The 17562-nt window shown below is 41.5% G+C and carries 14 protein-coding genes; 8 read left to right on the forward strand and 6 right to left on the reverse strand.

The genetic code is table 11. The features are described from left to right. Positions 1-13: 13 nt before the first annotated feature. The 6 genes from mnmG to rpmH form a co-directional block, all read right to left on the reverse strand. A complete protein-coding gene (gene mnmG / locus BAA9072_RS18600) occupies positions 14-1906 on the reverse strand; it encodes a tRNA uridine-5-carboxymethylaminomethyl(34) synthesis enzyme MnmG (RefSeq protein WP_201716183.1) in 1893 nt (630 codons plus the stop codon). 56 nt (positions 1907-1962) lie between these two features. Further along, on the reverse strand, positions 1963-3348 hold the full coding sequence (gene mnmE, locus BAA9072_RS18605; RefSeq protein WP_201716184.1) for a tRNA uridine-5-carboxymethylaminomethyl(34) synthesis GTPase MnmE: 1386 nt from the start codon (positions 3346-3348) through the stop codon (positions 1963-1965). 271 nt (positions 3349-3619) lie between these two features. Then, a complete protein-coding gene (jag, locus tag BAA9072_RS18610) occupies positions 3620-4237 on the reverse strand; it encodes an RNA-binding cell elongation regulator Jag/EloR (protein ID WP_201716185.1) in 618 nt (205 codons plus the stop codon). Next, a complete protein-coding gene (gene spoIIIJ, locus BAA9072_RS18615; protein ID WP_201716186.1) occupies positions 4234-5022 on the reverse strand; it encodes a YidC family membrane integrase SpoIIIJ in 789 nt (262 codons plus the stop codon). The genes jag and spoIIIJ overlap by 4 nt, the downstream gene beginning before the upstream one ends. A gap of 141 nt (positions 5023-5163) precedes the next feature. After that, positions 5164-5538: a ribonuclease P protein component gene (gene rnpA, locus BAA9072_RS18620; protein WP_201716187.1), complete on the reverse strand. Its 375-nt coding sequence runs from the start codon at positions 5536-5538 to the stop codon at positions 5164-5166. 163 nt (positions 5539-5701) lie between these two features. Further along, on the reverse strand, positions 5702-5836 hold the full coding sequence (gene rpmH, locus BAA9072_RS18625; RefSeq protein ID WP_034764748.1) for a 50S ribosomal protein L34: 135 nt from the start codon (positions 5834-5836) through the stop codon (positions 5702-5704). Between the two features lie 947 nt (positions 5837-6783). On the opposite strand from rpmH, the gene dnaA reads away from it, so the two are divergent. The 8 genes from dnaA to BAA9072_RS18665 all read left to right on the forward strand — a co-directional run bounded on the left by dnaA (position 6784) and on the right by BAA9072_RS18665 (position 17206). Beyond that, on the forward strand, positions 6784-8130 hold the full coding sequence (dnaA, locus tag BAA9072_RS18630; RefSeq protein ID WP_201716188.1) for a chromosomal replication initiator protein DnaA: 1347 nt from the start codon (positions 6784-6786) through the stop codon (positions 8128-8130). A 206-nt stretch (positions 8131-8336) separates the two neighbouring features. Beyond that, positions 8337-9473, forward strand: a complete 1137-nt coding sequence (gene dnaN, locus BAA9072_RS18635; RefSeq protein WP_201716189.1) for a DNA polymerase III subunit beta — start codon at positions 8337-8339, stop codon at positions 9471-9473. Positions 9474-9718: 245 nt separating this feature from the next. Then, the gene (gene yaaA, locus BAA9072_RS18640; protein ID WP_098351355.1) at positions 9719-9937 is read left to right on the forward strand and encodes a S4 domain-containing protein YaaA; all 219 of its coding nucleotides are present in this window, start codon (positions 9719-9721) and stop codon (positions 9935-9937) included. 17 nt (positions 9938-9954) lie between these two features. Next, positions 9955-11073 (forward strand): DNA replication/repair protein RecF, encoded by a 1119-nt coding sequence (gene recF / locus BAA9072_RS18645; RefSeq protein ID WP_201716190.1) that lies wholly within the window; start codon positions 9955-9957, stop codon positions 11071-11073. A gap of 9 nt (positions 11074-11082) precedes the next feature. Further along, positions 11083-11337 carry an extracellular matrix regulator RemB gene (remB, locus tag BAA9072_RS18650; RefSeq protein WP_201716191.1) on the forward strand — a complete coding sequence of 85 codons (255 nt, stop codon included), beginning with the start codon at positions 11083-11085 and terminating at the stop codon, positions 11335-11337. 48 nt (positions 11338-11385) lie between these two features. Continuing rightward, complete coding sequence (gene gyrB, locus BAA9072_RS18655; protein WP_201716194.1) at positions 11386-13308, forward strand: DNA topoisomerase (ATP-hydrolyzing) subunit B; 1923 nt, start codon at positions 11386-11388, stop codon at positions 13306-13308. Positions 13309-13429: 121 nt separating this feature from the next. Beyond that, positions 13430-15964 carry a DNA gyrase subunit A gene (gene gyrA / locus BAA9072_RS18660; RefSeq protein ID WP_201716192.1) on the forward strand — a complete coding sequence of 845 codons (2535 nt, stop codon included), beginning with the start codon at positions 13430-13432 and terminating at the stop codon, positions 15962-15964. Between the two features lie 156 nt (positions 15965-16120). Beyond that, positions 16121-17206 carry an HD-GYP domain-containing protein gene (locus tag BAA9072_RS18665; protein ID WP_201716193.1) on the forward strand — a complete coding sequence of 362 codons (1086 nt, stop codon included), beginning with the start codon at positions 16121-16123 and terminating at the stop codon, positions 17204-17206. The last annotated feature ends 356 nt before the right edge of the window (positions 17207-17562 follow it).

Genomic DNA, 17562 nt, shown 5'->3' on the forward strand with positions numbered 1-17562 from the left:
ATCCTTCCTTTACTTATTGATCACCGGATACTTTGGCGATTTTCCCCTGCTCGATGTAGACCATTAAAATAGAGATGTCTGCAGGATTCACGCCTGAAATGCGGGATGCCTGTGCAAGAGAAAGAGGCTGGACCTCGATTAATTTCTGTCTTGCTTCAGAAGCTAAACCGCTGATCGCACTGTAATCAATGTTCTCAGGAATTCGTTTGTTTTCCATCTTCTTCATTTTATCGACCTGTTGAAGAGACTTTTCAATGTAGCCTTCGTATTTCACTTGGATTTCCACTTGTTCCTCTACATCGTAATCCATTTCAATTTCACTTGGTACGAGTGTTTTAATGTGACTATAGTTCATTTCAGGGCGCTTCAAAAGGTCCGCTGCCAATATGCCGTCCTTCAACTCGCTTCCCCCTGCTTCACGGATAACTCTTTGAGTTTCTTCAGTCGGCTTGATGCGAACTCCTTCAAGCCGTTTCTTCTCGACAGAAATCGCTTCTTTCTTCGCCGAGAACCGTTCATATCGGTCGGCTGAAATCAATCCGATCTTATGACCGATATCCGTTAAGCGGAGATCGGCATTATCATGACGCAGCAACAGGCGATATTCAGCCCGGGAAGTCAGAAGGCGATAAGGTTCGTTCGTTCCTTTCGTCACCAGGTCATCAATCAGAACCCCAATATAGGCATCAGAGCGGCTTAAGATGACCTCTTCTTTATCCAGTGCGCGACAAGCGGCATTGATTCCGGCCATCAGCCCCTGACCAGCGGCTTCTTCATACCCGGATGTACCGTTGATTTGTCCCGCCGTATACAGATTTTTGATTTTTTTCGTTTCCAGGGTCGGCCATAATTGAGTCGGTACGATGGAATCATACTCGATGGCATAACCGGCACGCATCATCTGTACTTTTTCAAGACCAGGAATAGTCTGAAGGATCTTTTGCTGCACATCTTCAGGGAGGCTTGTCGATAGTCCTTGAACGTACACTTCCTGAGTGTTTCTTCCTTCAGGCTCCAGGAAGATCTGATGACGCGGCTTGTCGTGGAAACGTACGACTTTATCTTCAATGGAAGGACAGTAACGCGGTCCTGTTCCCTTGATCATGCCGGAATACATCGGTGAACGGTGAAGATTGTCATCGATTAATTGATGAGTCAGCTCATTTGTATACGTAAGCCAGCATGGGAGTTGATCGGTAATATATTTTGTCGTTTCATAGCTGAATGCACGTGGAACATCATCACCAGGCTGTATTTCTGTTTTCGAATAATCGATGGTCGAGCTATTCACTCGTGGTGGCGTCCCGGTTTTAAATCGAACCGTATCGAAGCCCAGTTCATGTAAATGGTCAGATAGTCTGATGGAAGGCTGTTGGTTATTGGGACCACTTGAATATTTCAGGTCCCCCAGAATGATTTCCCCACGCAAGAATGTTCCTGTTGTGATGACGACCGTTTTGGCACGGTAGGCAGCACCTGTCATTGTGACGACACCTTTACATTCATCATCTTCCACGATCAATTCTTCGACCATCCCCTGCATTAAGGTCATGTTTGGTTCGTTTTCGATCGTACGCTTCATTTCATGCTGATAAAGGAACTTATCTGCCTGTGCCCGTAATGCCCGGACAGCAGGGCCTTTCCCTGTATTCAACATCCGCATTTGAATATGCGTTTTATCTATATTTCGCCCCATTTCTCCACCGAGGGCGTCAATCTCTCTTACAACGATCCCTTTGGCCGGTCCACCGACGGATGGATTACACGGCATAAAGGCGACCATATCTAAGTTAATGGTAACCATTAACGTTTTAGCTCCCATACGTGCCGAAGCAAGTCCCGCTTCAACACCAGCATGGCCAGCACCAATGACAATGACATCATATTGCCCTGCGTCATATTGCATGGTTTGTTATTTCCTCCTTGTAGGACTAAAAAGACATGTCCACATTATAATAGTATTTATTTACCTAAGCAGAATTGAGAAAACAATTGATCAATCAGGCTTTCATGAACGCTGTCCCCGATAATTTCACCCAACAGCTCCCACGTTCTCGTCAAATCGATCTGTGCGATATCAATCGGTGTTCCCATTTCTACTCCATCAATCGCTTCATTGATCGCAAGTGATGCCTGATTGAGCAATGCGATATGACGACTATTTGATACGTATGTCATATCCCCCGCTTCAATGGATCCAGCAAAGAATAAGGATGAGATTGCTTCTTCCAGTTCATCGATTCCCTGTTCTTCCAGTAAAGCCGTCGTCACCAGCTGGTGATTTTCAGCCAATTTCCTTACCTTATCTATATCAATCTTCTGAGGAAGGTCTGTTTTGTTCACGATGATAATGACGTCCATTCCTCTCACCGCTTCAAACAACTGTTCATCCTCATAGGTTAATTCATCCGCATTATTCAGAACCAGCAATATTAAATCTGCTTCCTTCAGAACCTGTCTCGAGCGTTCCACGCCAATTCGTTCGACGATATCTTCGGTTTCACGGATCCCCGCCGTATCAACCAGCCGGAGCGGGACGCCTCTTACGTTAACATATTCCTCGATCACATCACGCGTTGTCCCGGGAATATCCGTTACAATGGCTTTATTTTCATGAACGAGACTGTTTAGAAGGGAGGACTTCCCTACATTTGGGCGTCCGATAATAACGGTAGAAAGCCCTTCTCTTAAAATCTTCCCTTGTTCAGAAGTGCGAACAAGCCGGTCGATTTCATCCCGGACACGTTTGGATTTTTCAAGCAGTACGTGATGCGTCATTTCTTCCACATCATCGTATTCAGGATAATCGATATTTACTTCCACATGGGCAAGCGTTTCAAGAATTTCCTGACGCAGCTTCCGAATCAAATTAGAAAGTCGGCCTTCCATTTGATTAAGTGCTACATTCATGGCACGGTCCGTTTTGGCCCGAATGAGATCCATCACCGCTTCTGCCTGAGAAAGATCGATTCGACCATTTAAGAAAGCACGCTTGGTGAATTCACCGGGTTCTGCAAGTCTTGCCCCATTTTTCAACACAAGCTGCAATACTTTATTCACCGACACGAGCCCTCCGTGGCAGTTAATCTCGATAATATCCTCACGGGTGAATGTCTTTGGCCCCCTCATGACGGAAACCATGACTTCTTCCACCACTTGTTCAGTGTCCGGATCGACAATATGTCCATAATGAATGGTATGGGAAGCAAATTCCTTCATGGAGCTCCCTTTCATTCCCTTAAAGACTTTATCACCGATATCAAATGCCTGATCACCGCTTAAACGTACGATGGCGATCGCTCCTTCTCCCATCGGAGTGGATATGGCTGCAATTGTATCGAACTCCATTTTCGTTCACCTCTCTTATAGCTGATCTATTTATATAAAATGTATAGTAGAAAGCATCGTTTCCCCAAATTATTAGAATATCATAATCCCTATGAATACTAAAGAAAGGAAACCCTCTGTACGTCACCAAATAATGTTATCCACACAGATAACATCTCATCTCTATTATTTTAACTTATCCACATGTGAATAACAATAAACCGTGGTGAAAATAAGAATCCACAGGTCCAGGGAATAAAAAAAACGATCCCCCGTAAGGAATCGTCTTTCATTATCTTGGTGCAATGACAATATATCGATTGGGTTCTCTGCCCTCTGACCGGGTATCAACCCTCTTGGAATCAACTAATGCTGTGTGGATCACTTTTCGTTCATAAGACGGCATCGGTTCCAATGAAACAGAACGATTTGTGCGCAATGCCTTTTCCGCTAAACGTTCAGCAAGGGTTGTCAACGTCTGTTTCCGTCTTTCGCGGTAGTTCTCAGCATCCAACAGAATGGTGATGAACTGACCGGATACCCCATTGGCAATCAGTTGAGACAAATGTTGAAGGGCATTCAACGTTTGTCCTCTTTTTCCTATTAAGAGAGCCATTTTTTCACCTGAAATGTTGAATTCTACATCCCTTCCATCCCGTTTCACTTCAATGGTCGCGTCTACGCCCATTTCACGTGCAACCGATAAAAGAAAATCCTTCGCTTCACTTACAGGATCAATCAATTTTTTCACTTTGACGATTGCCGGTCTTCCACCGAACAATCCGAATAACCCTTTTTTACCTTGATCAATGACGTCAATTTCAGCTTCTTCTTTGGTGATATTCAGTTGAGACAAGGCTGATTCAATGGCTTCTTCCACCGTTTGACCAGTCGCTTCTACTTCTCTCACTTTTTCTTTCCTCCCGAATTCCCACCAGCTTTAGCTGCTTGCGCTTCTTTGATATCAGGTCCTTTAACGAAGTATGTCTGTGCAATCATAAATAGATTTCCGACTACCCAGTAAAGGGATAAAGCTGCAGGGAAGTTAATCGCAAAAATGATGATCATGACCGGCATGATATAAAGCATCATAGCCATTTGCGGATTTTGATTCGCTGTACCCGCCATCATTAATTTTTGTTGGATGAACGTTGTTAAACCTGCTACTAAAGGTAAGATATAGAACGGATCCGGGTTACCGAGATCGAACCATAAGAAGTTATGTGCTTTAATTTCCTGTGTTCTGACGATCGCGTGGTAAAAACCGATCAAAATTGGCATCTGAATAATCAATGGGAAACAACCAGCTAACGGATTCACCCCGTGACTTTGGAATAAAGCCATCGTTTCTTGTTGAAGCTTTTGCTGTGTTTGTGCATCTTTCGAGCTATATTTTTCACGCATTTTTTTCATTTCAGGTTGTAATGCCTGCATGGCTTTTGAATTTTTCGTTTGTTTAATCATCAATGGCAGAATTGCCGTACGAATAAGCAATGTAACGATGACAATCGCTAATCCATATGAACCGCCCATGAACTCTGCAACCATTGTAATCAATTGCGATAAAGGATAGACAATATATTCATTCCATATTCCGCTACTATCAGATGTGATCGGCTTATTGTAATCTGTACAACCTGATAGAATAGCCATTAGCCCAATGATTCCCACCAGGGCTATTATTCTCTTTTTCACCCTTATTTTCCTCCCAACTAATATCTTTCAAATAAAATGTAAACAAGTACCATCATCCCGTACTAATAAAAGTACAATCTCTCGTATTGTAACATCTTTTCCTAGGCTTGTGATGACGAAACCTGTCATTCTCTCAAAATGTTATGACTTCTTCCTATCATATTTGCCATAAGAAGACCTTTTCAATACTTTTCCTCTTTTTAATACATGGGTGAGACTCCCCTTCACCTCATGGAAATTCATTTCGGCCGCCGGTTTTCTGGCGATGATAAGATAATCGTACTGGTCGTGCACCTCTTCTTGTAATTCTAAGAAAGCCTGCCTCACATAGCGCTTGATTTGATTTCGGCATACAGCATTCCCGATTTTCTTACTGACGGAAATTCCGATTCGAAAGGGCTGAGGTTCTTCCTTCTTTAATAGATACAAGACGAATTGACGATTCGCGAAGGATGTTCCTTTTTGAAATATTTCCTGGAATTCTTTATTTTTCTTTACTCTTTGATCTTTCCGCATGGACCACACCTATTTTTCATTTTTGTCTTCATCTAACCTCGACATTATTGGCTCATTCATCTGAAATTATAAGTTCTTTTATTCATAAAAAAATAAGAACGAGCCAAATCACTTTAACACGTGATAGAAAGGAAAAAAAAGACCACTGAGTCAGTTCAGTGGTCTAGGCAGATAATACTTTTCTTCCTTTGCTGCGACGGCGAGCTAAAACATTGCGTCCGTTTTTAGAGCTCATACGTGCACGGAAACCGTGATTCTTTTTTCTTTTGCGGTTATTTGGTTGAAACGTTCTTTTCATCTATGACACCTCCCTGAAGGATATCTTTAAAAAGTTAAAGACATTCCTCACTATTATAAAGACGGTACCCATAAAAAGTCAACACTCAGATTGTTTTTCTTTTAAAGTGTTCGTTTGCTAGCCCATTATTCTTTAAATTAGCGAGTACTGGTTGATTTCCGCTCCAGTTGCTCGCTTTCCGCGGGGCGTGAGTTGAGCCTCCTCGGGCTTCTGCCCTGTGGGGTCTCAACTTTCCCGCTTTTCCCGCAGGAGTCGAGCAACTTCCGCTTCAATCAACTCTATTAGTTTTTAGCAACCATCTAAATAATATAATCGCCTTTGTACTTTATTAATTAGTCTTTATTTCTCCCTTATAACTTTTCCTGATCTAATTACGTACCTTCAATGAAAGATCTTCTATATAAACTACGTAACTTTTTGTTTACAAGATTTCATCTGATCGTGAAGTTCCTCCGAAAGCACCTCAAATTAATTATCCCTTTTTATCCTTCTACAAACCCTATTCCGTTTTTCTATCCAAGGTGCCTGTGGATAGGATTCGACACGGTTTTAAATTATCCACAACACATACTGACAACTTTTTCACAAGTTATTGGGTTGTGGACAAAATCATTCCACAAGGTATAGGGGTTGTGGATAAAATTTAAAAAGCATTGCACCACTAAGGATATTTTGATATGATTATTGTGTTTTCACTCTTGATAACTATGTTCATGTAAATAACTTATCCACAAAATGTGGATATCATGTGGGTAACTTATACAGAGGGTTTGTAAAACGTTGTCCACAAGTGGTGGATATTGTCGAAAAACCATTTTCTTTCCTTATTATATATATTTTCCACATTCAGTGCATTGTATTTTTATTAAATACCGAGTGTTTAAGGAATGTATTGCGCGTAATGGTTGTACAGAAGTTATACAAATTAAGAAAAGGAGGGATCAGGATTGGAGAATATCGGGGATCTTTGGAGCAAGGCCTTAGAAAATATCGAAAAAAAGATCAGTAAACCAAGCTTTGATACTTGGTTGAAATCAACTAAGGCCCATTCCATTCAAGGGGACACCCTTGTGATTACAGCTCCAAATGAATTTGCAAGAGATTGGTTGGAAGGCCGTTACTCTCAGCTAATCTCAGGGGTTTTGTATGATATTACGGGCGAAGAATTAGTCGTGAAATTTATCATTCCTCAAAACCAGGAGCCGGAAGAGTTTGATATTCAAATACCACCAAAGAAGTCGATGAAAGACGACGATCAGCAGGATATCAATCAAAATATGCTGAACGCTAAATACACATTCGACACTTTTGTTATCGGTTCGGGCAACCGGTTCGCCCATGCCGCTTCTTTGGCTGTAGCTGAAGCACCTGCAAAAGCCTATAATCCCTTGTTTATTTATGGGGGAGTAGGTCTTGGAAAAACCCACTTGATGCATGCCATCGGCCATTATGTACTGGAACATAATCCTGCTGCGAAAGTGGTTTACTTGTCATCTGAAAAATTCACAAACGAATTCATAAACTCAATTCGAGATAATAAAGCAGTAGATTTCCGCAATAAATACCGTAGTGTTGATGTTTTATTAATTGATGACATTCAATTTTTAGCTGGTAAAGAACAAACACAAGAGGAATTTTTCCATACTTTTAATACCTTACATGAAGAAAGCAAGCAAATTGTTATTTCCAGTGATCGGCCGCCAAAAGAAATTCCGACACTTGAAGATAGACTTCGTTCCCGTTTTGAATGGGGGCTGATTACGGATATCACGCCTCCGGATCTCGAGACGAGAATTGCGATATTACGAAAAAAAGCGAAGGCTGAAGGACTGGATATTCCAAATGAAGCCATGCTTTATATAGCCAATCAAATCGATTCCAATATTCGTGAGTTAGAGGGCGCATTGATCCGTGTCGTCGCGTACTCTTCTCTTATAAATAAAGACATCAATGCTGATTTAGCAGCTGAAGCGTTAAAGGATATCATCCCTAGCTCAAAGCCAAGGGCCATTACCATCCAGGAAATCCAAAGAGTCGTTGGTGAACAGTTCAATGTGAAGCTCGAGGACTTTAAAGCCAAAAAGCGAACCAAGTCAATCGCGTTCCCTAGACAAATTGCCATGTATTTATCCAGGGAAATGACGGACTCCTCCCTCCCGAAAATCGGTGAAGAGTTTGGGGGACGAGATCATACGACTGTGATTCATGCTCATGAAAAGATCAGTACGTTACTTGGGACAGATGCACTTCTTCAGCAGCAATTGAAGGAAATTCGCGAGTCTTTAAAGGGCTGATTTTACTCACAGTGCAATTGGATAATGTGAATAACTCAGACAAACTAGCACACAGTCTGTCCACATGTGGATAGGCTGTATTTACGTTCGATTCACCCACTTATCCACATATCAACAGGCCCTACTACTTCTATTACTATTTTTTAAATAAATTATTAGTATATGATTCAGTCCATAAAATTATGTGCAAATTGGAGGAATAAATCATGAAATTTGTTATTCAAAGGGACCATCTTGTTCAAAGTGTCCAGGATGTCATGAAAGCAGTAACGTCCAGAACGACGATTCCCATTCTGACAGGAATCAAAATCATCGCTACAGAAGAAGGGGTTACCTTAACAGGTAGTGACTCTGATATTTCAATTGAATCCTTCATTCCCAATGAAGAAGAAGGTAAAGAAATAGTGGAAATCATGGAAACAGGAGGAATTGTACTTCAGGCCAAATTCTTCAGTGAAATTGTAAAGAAATTACCGAAGGATACAGTAGAAATTGAAGTTCAAAATCATTTTCAAACCGTCATTCGTTCAGGACAAGCTGAATTCAATTTAAACGGCCTGGATCCAGAAGAGTATCCTCATCTTCCTCAAATTGAAGAAGGAAACGGTATTAAAGTATCAACCGATCTCCTAAAAACGATGATTAGACAAACCGTTTTCGCAGTGTCCACCTCAGAAACACGCCCCATCTTGACAGGTGTAAACTGTCAGATCGAAGACGGGGAGTTAAGCTGTATTGCAACAGATAGTCACAGATTGGCTATGAGAAAAGCACCAATTGAAACCAATCACGATGCCTCTTACAATATTGTGATTCCAGGGAAAAGCTTAAATGAGTTGAACAAGATTCTTGATGATACTGATGAGCCTGTGGAAATCGTGATTACGGAAAATCAAGTACTATTTAAAGCAAAGCATTTATTATTCTTCTCCAGATTATTAGAAGGGAACTACCCTGATACCAGTCGATTGATCCCTTCTGATACGAAAACAGAATTAACCTTGAATACAAAAGAATTCCTGCAAGCGATCGATCGTGCTTCGTTACTTGCGAGAGAAGGACGAAACAACGTTGTAAAACTGTCAACGCTTGATGGAGGAATCATTGAGATTTCATCGAACACTCCGGAAATTGGAAAGGTCATTGAGCAGGTGGAAAGCCAATCGATCGAAGGGGAAGAGTTGAAAATCTCCTTCAGCGCGAAATATATGATGGACGCATTAAAAGCCATTGAAGGAACCGAAATCCATGTGAACTTTACAGGAGCGATGAGACCATTCGTATTGAAGCCGCTTCATGATGATTCTATTCTTCAATTGATCCTTCCAGTAAGAACGTACTAAAAAAATAAAAAGCCAACACCTTAGAGAAAAAGTTCAGGTGTTGGTTTTTTTATATGAGATGGATTTTTTAAAATTTGGAGACCTCACAGGTGAAAGGTGTGAGGATAATCACCGCCAGCTCCGGGGATGGAGAGCTGCAGTGTAAAACCACTACGTATCCTTCTCCATTTTTCGTTAGTTGTGACTTAACTCTATTTAGAGTAAAATAAGATATTAGAGACTTTATACGGAAAGTAGTGATTTTAGTGGCGAAAGAGATCACCATTGAGACAGAAATCATCACATTGGGACAATTCCTGAAGCTTGCTGAAGTGATTCAGTCCGGTGGCATGGCGAAATGGTTCTTAAGTGAATATGAAGTATACATAAACGGGGAACAAGATCAAAGAAGAGGAAGAAAACTTACGATTGGTGACAAAGTTGAAATTCCTGAAGTAGGGGTCTTTGTGGTTGCTGGAGAATAATAAAGGGTGTTATGTCCATGTACATTGAACAATTAGAATTAAGAAACTACCGAAATTACGAATCCATCGACGTAAGTTTCGAAAACAAGGTGAACGTCATTCTCGGAGAAAATGCCCAGGGAAAGACCAATATCATGGAGTCTATCTACGTCCTGGCAATGGCTAAATCCCACCGGACCTCAAATGACAAAGATTTAATCCGTTGGGATCAGGAATATGCTAAAATAAAAGGTAGGATTCAGAAATATAATGGTGCATTACCTTTGGAGCTGGTCCTGTCGAAAAAGGGAAAAAAAGCGAAAAGTAATCACCTTGAACAATCTAAATTGAGTCAGTATGTCGGAAATATGAATGTTGTCATGTTTGCACCTGAAGATCTTCATTTGGTAAAAGGGAGCCCTCAAGTAAGGCGTCGTTTTATTGATATGGAAATCGGTCAGGTTTCTCCTGTTTATTTACATGATATCAGCCTTTATCAAAAAATATTACAGCAACGGAATCATTATTTAAAACAGTTGCAAACGAGAAAACAAAAAGACCAAACCATGCTTGATGTCTTGACGGAACAGTTCATTGAGATGGCGGTGAAGATCACGAAGAAACGGTTTGAGTTTGTTCAGCTATTGGAAAGTTGGGCAAAACCGATCCATTCGGGAATTTCAAGGAACTTAGAAACGTTAGAAATCGTATATAAACCGTCTTTAGATGTATCAGATAATCAAGAATGGTCAAAAATGGTAGATATATATGAGCAGAAATTTGATGGTATCCGCGAACGGGAAATTGATCGCGGTGTGACACTGGTCGGGCCGCATCGGGACGATCTTCAATTTATTGTGAATGGACGGGATGTTCAAACATTTGGATCACAGGGGCAGCAACGGACAACAGCCCTCTCTGTGAAGCTTGCGGAAATCGAGCTGATTCACTCTGAAATTAAAGAATATCCCATTCTACTTCTGGACGATGTCCTGTCCGAATTAGATGATTATCGTCAATCCCACTTATTAAATACCATTCAGGGAAAAGTTCAAACCTTCGTGACCACAACGAATGTGGATGGTATTGATCATCAAACCTTAAACGAGGCGACTACGTTCGAAGTGGAAGCCGGATCAATGAAAAGATTGAAATGAGGTGTTACCTTGTACATACATGTAGGAGAAGATGTCATGGTACGTACAGATGAAATCATCGCTATTATTGATCGAGACACCGTTCAATTTTCAGAGGAAATTCAGCATTTCCTAAAAACGAAAGATAAAAACCTTTGCAATCTCGCAAAGGGTTCATATAAATCTCTTGTTATCACGACAGATCAGTTGTATCTTTCACCACTGGCATCCAGTACGTTGAAGAAGCGATCAAAGAAATACTCAAACTATGAGAATTTATTATAGAAATATAAAGCCCTGAAGGTTAGAAAGTGTAGGTGAATCAGTATGACTATGGAACAAAAACAAGCACAAGGCGGGTCCTATGATGAAAATCAGATTCAGGTTTTAGAAGGATTAGAGGCCGTTCGGAAAAGACCGGGGATGTATATTGGATCAACAAGCGGAAGAGGCTTACATCACTTGGTGTGGGAAATCGTTGATAACAGTATCGATGAAGCATTAGCCGGTTACTGTAATGAAATCGAAGTCATCATTGAAGAGGATAACAGTATTACTGTTACGGATAATGGACGTGGTATTCCCGTCGGTATTCACGAAAAAATGGGACGTCCTGCCGTCGAAGTCATCATGACAGTCCTTCACGCAGGTGGTAAGTTCGGCGGAGGCGGATACAAGGTATCCGGAGGTCTGCACGGAGTCGGGGCATCGGTTGTAAACGCGCTTTCCACTGAACTTGAAGTGCACGTCCATCGTGATGGAAAGATCTACTACCAGAAATTCGAAAAAGGTGCTCCGAGCTTCGACCTTAAAGTGATCGGAGAAACGGATAAGACAGGAACGATCATCCACTTTACACCAGATCCTGAAATCTTTACTGAAACGACAGAGTATGAATATGATACACTCGCAAACCGTATTCGTGAACTGGCTTTCTTAAACAGAGGGATCCAGATCAGCATTGAGGATAAACGGGGAGAAGGAAAAAGAAGGGACTACCATTATGAAGGTGGAATTAAGTCCTATGTCGAACATTTGAACCGTTCGAAAGAAGTCATCCATGAAGAACCGATTTACATCGAAGGCGAGAAAGATGAGATTACGATTGAAATCGCCCTTCAATACAACGATGGTTTCGCAAGTAATCTTTATTCTTTCGCCAATAATATCCATACCCATGAAGGCGGTACACATGAGTCCGGGTTTAAAACGGCTTTAACAAGGGTCATTAACGACTATGCCCGTAAAAATCATGTGTTTAAAGAGAGCGATGCGAACCTTTCAGGAGAAGACGTCCGTGAAGGCTTAACAGCCATCATCTCGATTAAACATCCTGATCCCCAGTTCGAAGGTCAGACGAAAACAAAACTCGGGAATTCAGAAGCAAGAACCATCACCGATTCTCTATTCTCAGAGCATCTGGAAACGTTCTTACTTGAAAACCCGGTTGTTGCACGAAAAGTCGTGGAAAAAGGACTAATGGCTGCCCGTGCCAGACTGGCTGCGAAAAAAGCAAGGGAACTTACCCGCCGTAAGAGTGCCCTGGAAATCTCCAGCTTACCTGGTAAGCTGGCGGACTGTTCTTCTAAAGACCCAAGCATCAGTGAAATCTATGTGGTTGAGGGTGACTCAGCCGGTGGATCTGCCAAGCAGGGACGGGATCGTCACTTCCAGGCCATCCTTCCTCTGCGTGGTAAGATCATCAACGTAGAAAAGGCTCGACTGGATAAAATCCTTTCTAACAATGAGGTCCGTGCGATTATAACCGCACTCGGAACAGGAATCGGTGAAGATTTCGATCTGGCGAAAGCAAGATACCACAAGATTGTGATCATGACCGATGCCGACGTCGATGGTGCCCATATCCGTACGCTATTATTAACGTTCTTCTATCGTTATATGAGAAATATCATTGAAGCGGGATACATCTATATCGCTCAACCCCCATTGTATAAAGTACAGCAAGGGAAGAAAATCGAGTATGCCTACAATGATAAAGAACTGGATCGTATCCTTGGAGAAATTTCTCCGACGCCTAAACCTGGAATCCAGCGTTACAAAGGTCTTGGAGAGATGAATCCGGAACAGCTTTGGGAAACAACAATGGATCCTGAATCAAGAACATTGCTGCAAGTAAGTCTTCAGGATGCGATCGAGGCTGATGAAACGTTTGAAATCCTCATGGGTGACAAAGTAGAGCCTAGACGTAACTTCATTGAAGAAAACGCTGCGTACGTTAAGAACCTTGATATTTAACGCCAACATTTTTTTGAAAATAGTACAGGATAGACCACGTGCTATCCTGTCTTTTACATAGCGGACAAGGTAAACAATGAGAAAGGTATAAACCTTTCTTTAAAAGGAGGTCCCTTTTACTATGTCAGAAACACCAAGATCGAATGTTAAAGAGATTAATATAAGTAGTGAAATGCGCTCGTCTTTCCTGGATTATGCCATGAGTGTCATCGTTTCACGTGCCCTGCCAGATGCACGTGACGGCCTGAAGCCTGTACATCGCCGAATTTTATATGCGATGAATGACCTTGGGATGACGTCTGACAAAGCGTATAAGAAATCGGCACGTATCGTCGGTGAAGTAATCGGTAAGTATCACCCTCATGGTGACTCTGCTGTTTATGACACCATGGTACGTATGGCACAGGATTTCAACTATCGCTATATGCTGGTTGACGGTCACGGGAACTTCGGTTCTGTCGATGGAGATGCAGCTGCGGCAATGCGTTATACAGAAGCGCGTATGTCCAAAATCTCTATGGAACTCATTCGTGATATAAATAAAGATACGATTGATTATAAAGATAACTATGATGGTACTGAGAGAGAGCCGGAAGTATTACCTGCCCGTTTCCCGAACCTATTGGTGAACGGTTCTTCTGGAATCGCTGTAGGGATGGCGACGAATATTCCCCCTCACAATCTCGGTGAAGTCATCGATGGGATCCTTGCATTAAGTAAAGATCCTGACATCACGATTCAAGAGCTGATGGAATTCATCTACGGACCCGATTTCCCTACCGCCGGACTGATTGTAGGAAGAAGCGGGATCCGTCGAGCCTACGAAACGGGTAAAGGCTCCATCACCATGCGTGCCCGTGTGGAAATCGAAACAAAGAGCAATGGGAAAGAAACGATCATCGTCCATCAAATCCCTTATCAGGTGAATAAAGCGAGATTAATTGAAAAAATCGCGGATCTTGTCAGGGATAAAAAGATTGACGGCATCACAGATCTACGTGATGAATCCGACCGTAACGGTATGCGTATCGTCATTGAAGTGAGAAAAGATGCAAATGCCAACGTTTTACTCAATAATCTGTACAAACAAACAGCACTTCAAACAAGCTTTGGGATCAACCTTCTGGCACTGGTTGATGGCCAGCCAAAGGTATTGAACTTAAAAGAATGCCTCTATCACTACTTACAGCATCAACGTGTGGTCATTCGCCGCAGAACGGAATTTGAATTACGTAAAGCTGAAGCAAGGGCACATATTTTAGAAGGTCTGAGGATCGCCCTGGATCATATTGATGAAATCATTGCCCTTATCCGTGGTTCACAAACAACAGAACTTGCGAAACAAGGCCTTATGGAGAACTTCTCCCTATCTGATAAACAGGCACAAGCCATCCTGGATATGCGCCTTCAGCGTCTAACCGGTTTAGAACGTGAAAAAATTGAGGATGAATATCAGGAACTGGTGAAGTTGATTGCAGAATTGAAAGCGATTCTTGCTGATGATGAAAAGGTTCTGGAAATCATCCGCGAAGAGCTCATCGAAATCAAAGAGCGCTTCAACGATGAAAGAAGATCGGAAATTGTAGCGGGTGGAATCGAAAACATCGAGGATGAAGACTTGATTCCAAGGGAAAACATCGTTGTTTCTCTTACGCATAATGGTTACATCAAACGTCTCCCGGTTTCTACCTACCGCAGTCAAAAACGTGGTGGAAGAGGAATCCAGGGAATGGGTACCAATGATGAAGACTTCGTTGAACACTTATTGACAACTTCTACTCACGACACGATCCTCTTCTTTACAAACAAAGGAAAGGCGTATCGTGCAAAAGGGTATGAAATTCCAGAATTCAGTCGTACCGCAAAAGGACTTCCAATCATCAATCTGCTTGGTGTAGAAAAAGATGAGTGGATCAATGCCATGATCCGGGTTGAAGAATTCGTTGACGATTGGTACTTATTCTTTACAACGAAGCAAGGTATCTCAAAACGTACACCAGTATCAGACTTTGCCAACATCCGGACGAATGGTTTGATTGCCATCAACCTTAGGGAAAATGACGAGCTTATTTCCGTTAAACTGACCGATGGAGAAAAAGATATGATTATCGGAACAAAGCAGGGGATGCTGATCCGTTTCCCTGAAACCGATGTCCGTTCTATGGGAAGGACGGCTACGGGAGTAAAAGGAATCAACCTTAGTGATGATGATATTGTTGTCGGTATGGAAATCCTCGAAGACAAGAGCGATGTACTCGTTGTCACTGTAAATGGTTACGGTAAGCGTACCCCGGCTAGTGAATATAGAGTCCAAACCCGTGGTGGTAAAGGATTAAAGACATGTAATGTGACCGAGCGAAACGGAGAACTCGTCTCTGTTAAGGCCGTCAGTGGTGTAGAAGATTTAATGATCATCACTGCACATGGTGTTCTCATCCGTATGGACGTCAATGACATTTCAACAACAGGACGTAACACTCAAGGGGTCAAACTGATCCGTCTTCAAGAAAGTGAATTCGTATCAACAGTCGCCAAAGTTGAAAAAGAAGATGAAGAAGAAACAGAAACGCCTGTTGAGTCTGTTGAAGGAGAAGAACAGCAGGTCATGGAAGATCAACCTTCTTCTGAAGATGTTAATGAAGACACAGAAGAATAAATAAGTGAGTAAGCTATTTTCAGTAATGGAACGTTCATTCTGGAAATAGCTTATTTTTTTGGTAGTGAGACAATTATTTTTTGAAAATAACAACTATACTCACCTGAATTTGGTAAAATAAACTAAAAGACTAAGGTAATTGTGAGGTGTTTATAGTTGAAGGTCCACCGTGGAGATATACAATTAGGCTGCATCGTTTCTGAAGATATCATGGGAATGGCAGCGAGCCCGATCATTCCAAAGAATACGGTGCTTGAAAAAGAACACTTGAATATCCTTCAAGCATTCCATATAGACGAGATATACATTGAAAAAACAAAAGTGGACGGTAATCCATTCAGGTCACCCCTTTCTTCTGATAAGTCATCAGACCAGTCGGATGCGGATATACAGGAGCCTATTGGATTTGTAGATCTATACCTAACGACTGTAAAGGAATTCAAGAAAGAGTTCATGAATTGGCAATCCGGTACAGCTGTTAATATTGCAAGAGTGAGAGAGTTCATTCTGCCCGTTATTCAGGTGATGGAACAGAATCATACATATGTGTACTCCCTTCCACAATACTCAACGAAAAAAGAATATCTTTATCATCATGCCGTCTCTGTGAGTATCATCTGTGCTTTGATTGGGAAGAAACTGGGTCTGCACTCCGGTCAGGTCAATCAACTGGCTTTAGCTGGTGCATTAGCTGATTGTGGGATGGCTAAGGTGAGCCCTCACATATTATCCAAAGAACAGCCTTTAACAGAAAGTGAATTTAAAGAAGTGAAGCTTCATACTGCAAATGGGTATAAAATGGTCAAAGATACCCCATTATTAAAAACGGAAACGAAACTTGCCATCTTCCAGCATCATGAACGTTTTGATGGAACAGGATATCCTGCTTCGGAGAAGAGTGATCGTATACACCTCTATTCACAGATTGTCGGAATCGCCGATGTATTTCATGCCATGACATCAGAAAGAGTATATAGAAGAAAACAACCCATATTCAAAGTATTGGATATGATCAGTAAGGACCTATTTGGTAAATTTGATATTAAAGTAGTGGAAGGAATTCTTCAATTATTGGGGGATTTAAGAACGGGCACCCCGGTAAAGCTATCGACGGGAGAATATGGAGAAGTCATGTATACTAAACCTAATGCCTTTATAAGCCCTATTGTTAAGCTTAAGACAGAAGAATTAATAGATTTATCTCAGAAAAAGGATATCTATATTTCTGAGGTATTCGTATAAAATCTTCTGCGAATAAACTATAAATATAAAAGTCGCAGATCGGAAACGAAATCTGCGACTTTTTTTCATTTACCTCTTGCAAATCAAATTGACAGTGTGTATACTATTATTTGTTGTCCGAAAGGCATTACATAATTATAGCGAAAATAACTTTTCTAAAATAATAAAAATACCTTGACGATAAACGTTTTAAATGATATATTATATAGGTCGCTTCAAACGAAGCACATACACATTGAACCTTGAAAACTGAACAAAACAAGACAATACGTCAACGTTAATTCTAGATTTATTTTTAAAGAGCTATTCAAACTTTTATCGGAGAGTTTGATCCTGGCTCAGGACGAACGCTGGCG

The sequence above is a fragment of the Rossellomorea arthrocnemi genome, assembly GCF_904424705.1.
Taxonomy (GTDB): Bacteria; Bacillota; Bacilli; order Bacillales; family Bacillaceae_B; genus Rossellomorea; species Rossellomorea arthrocnemi.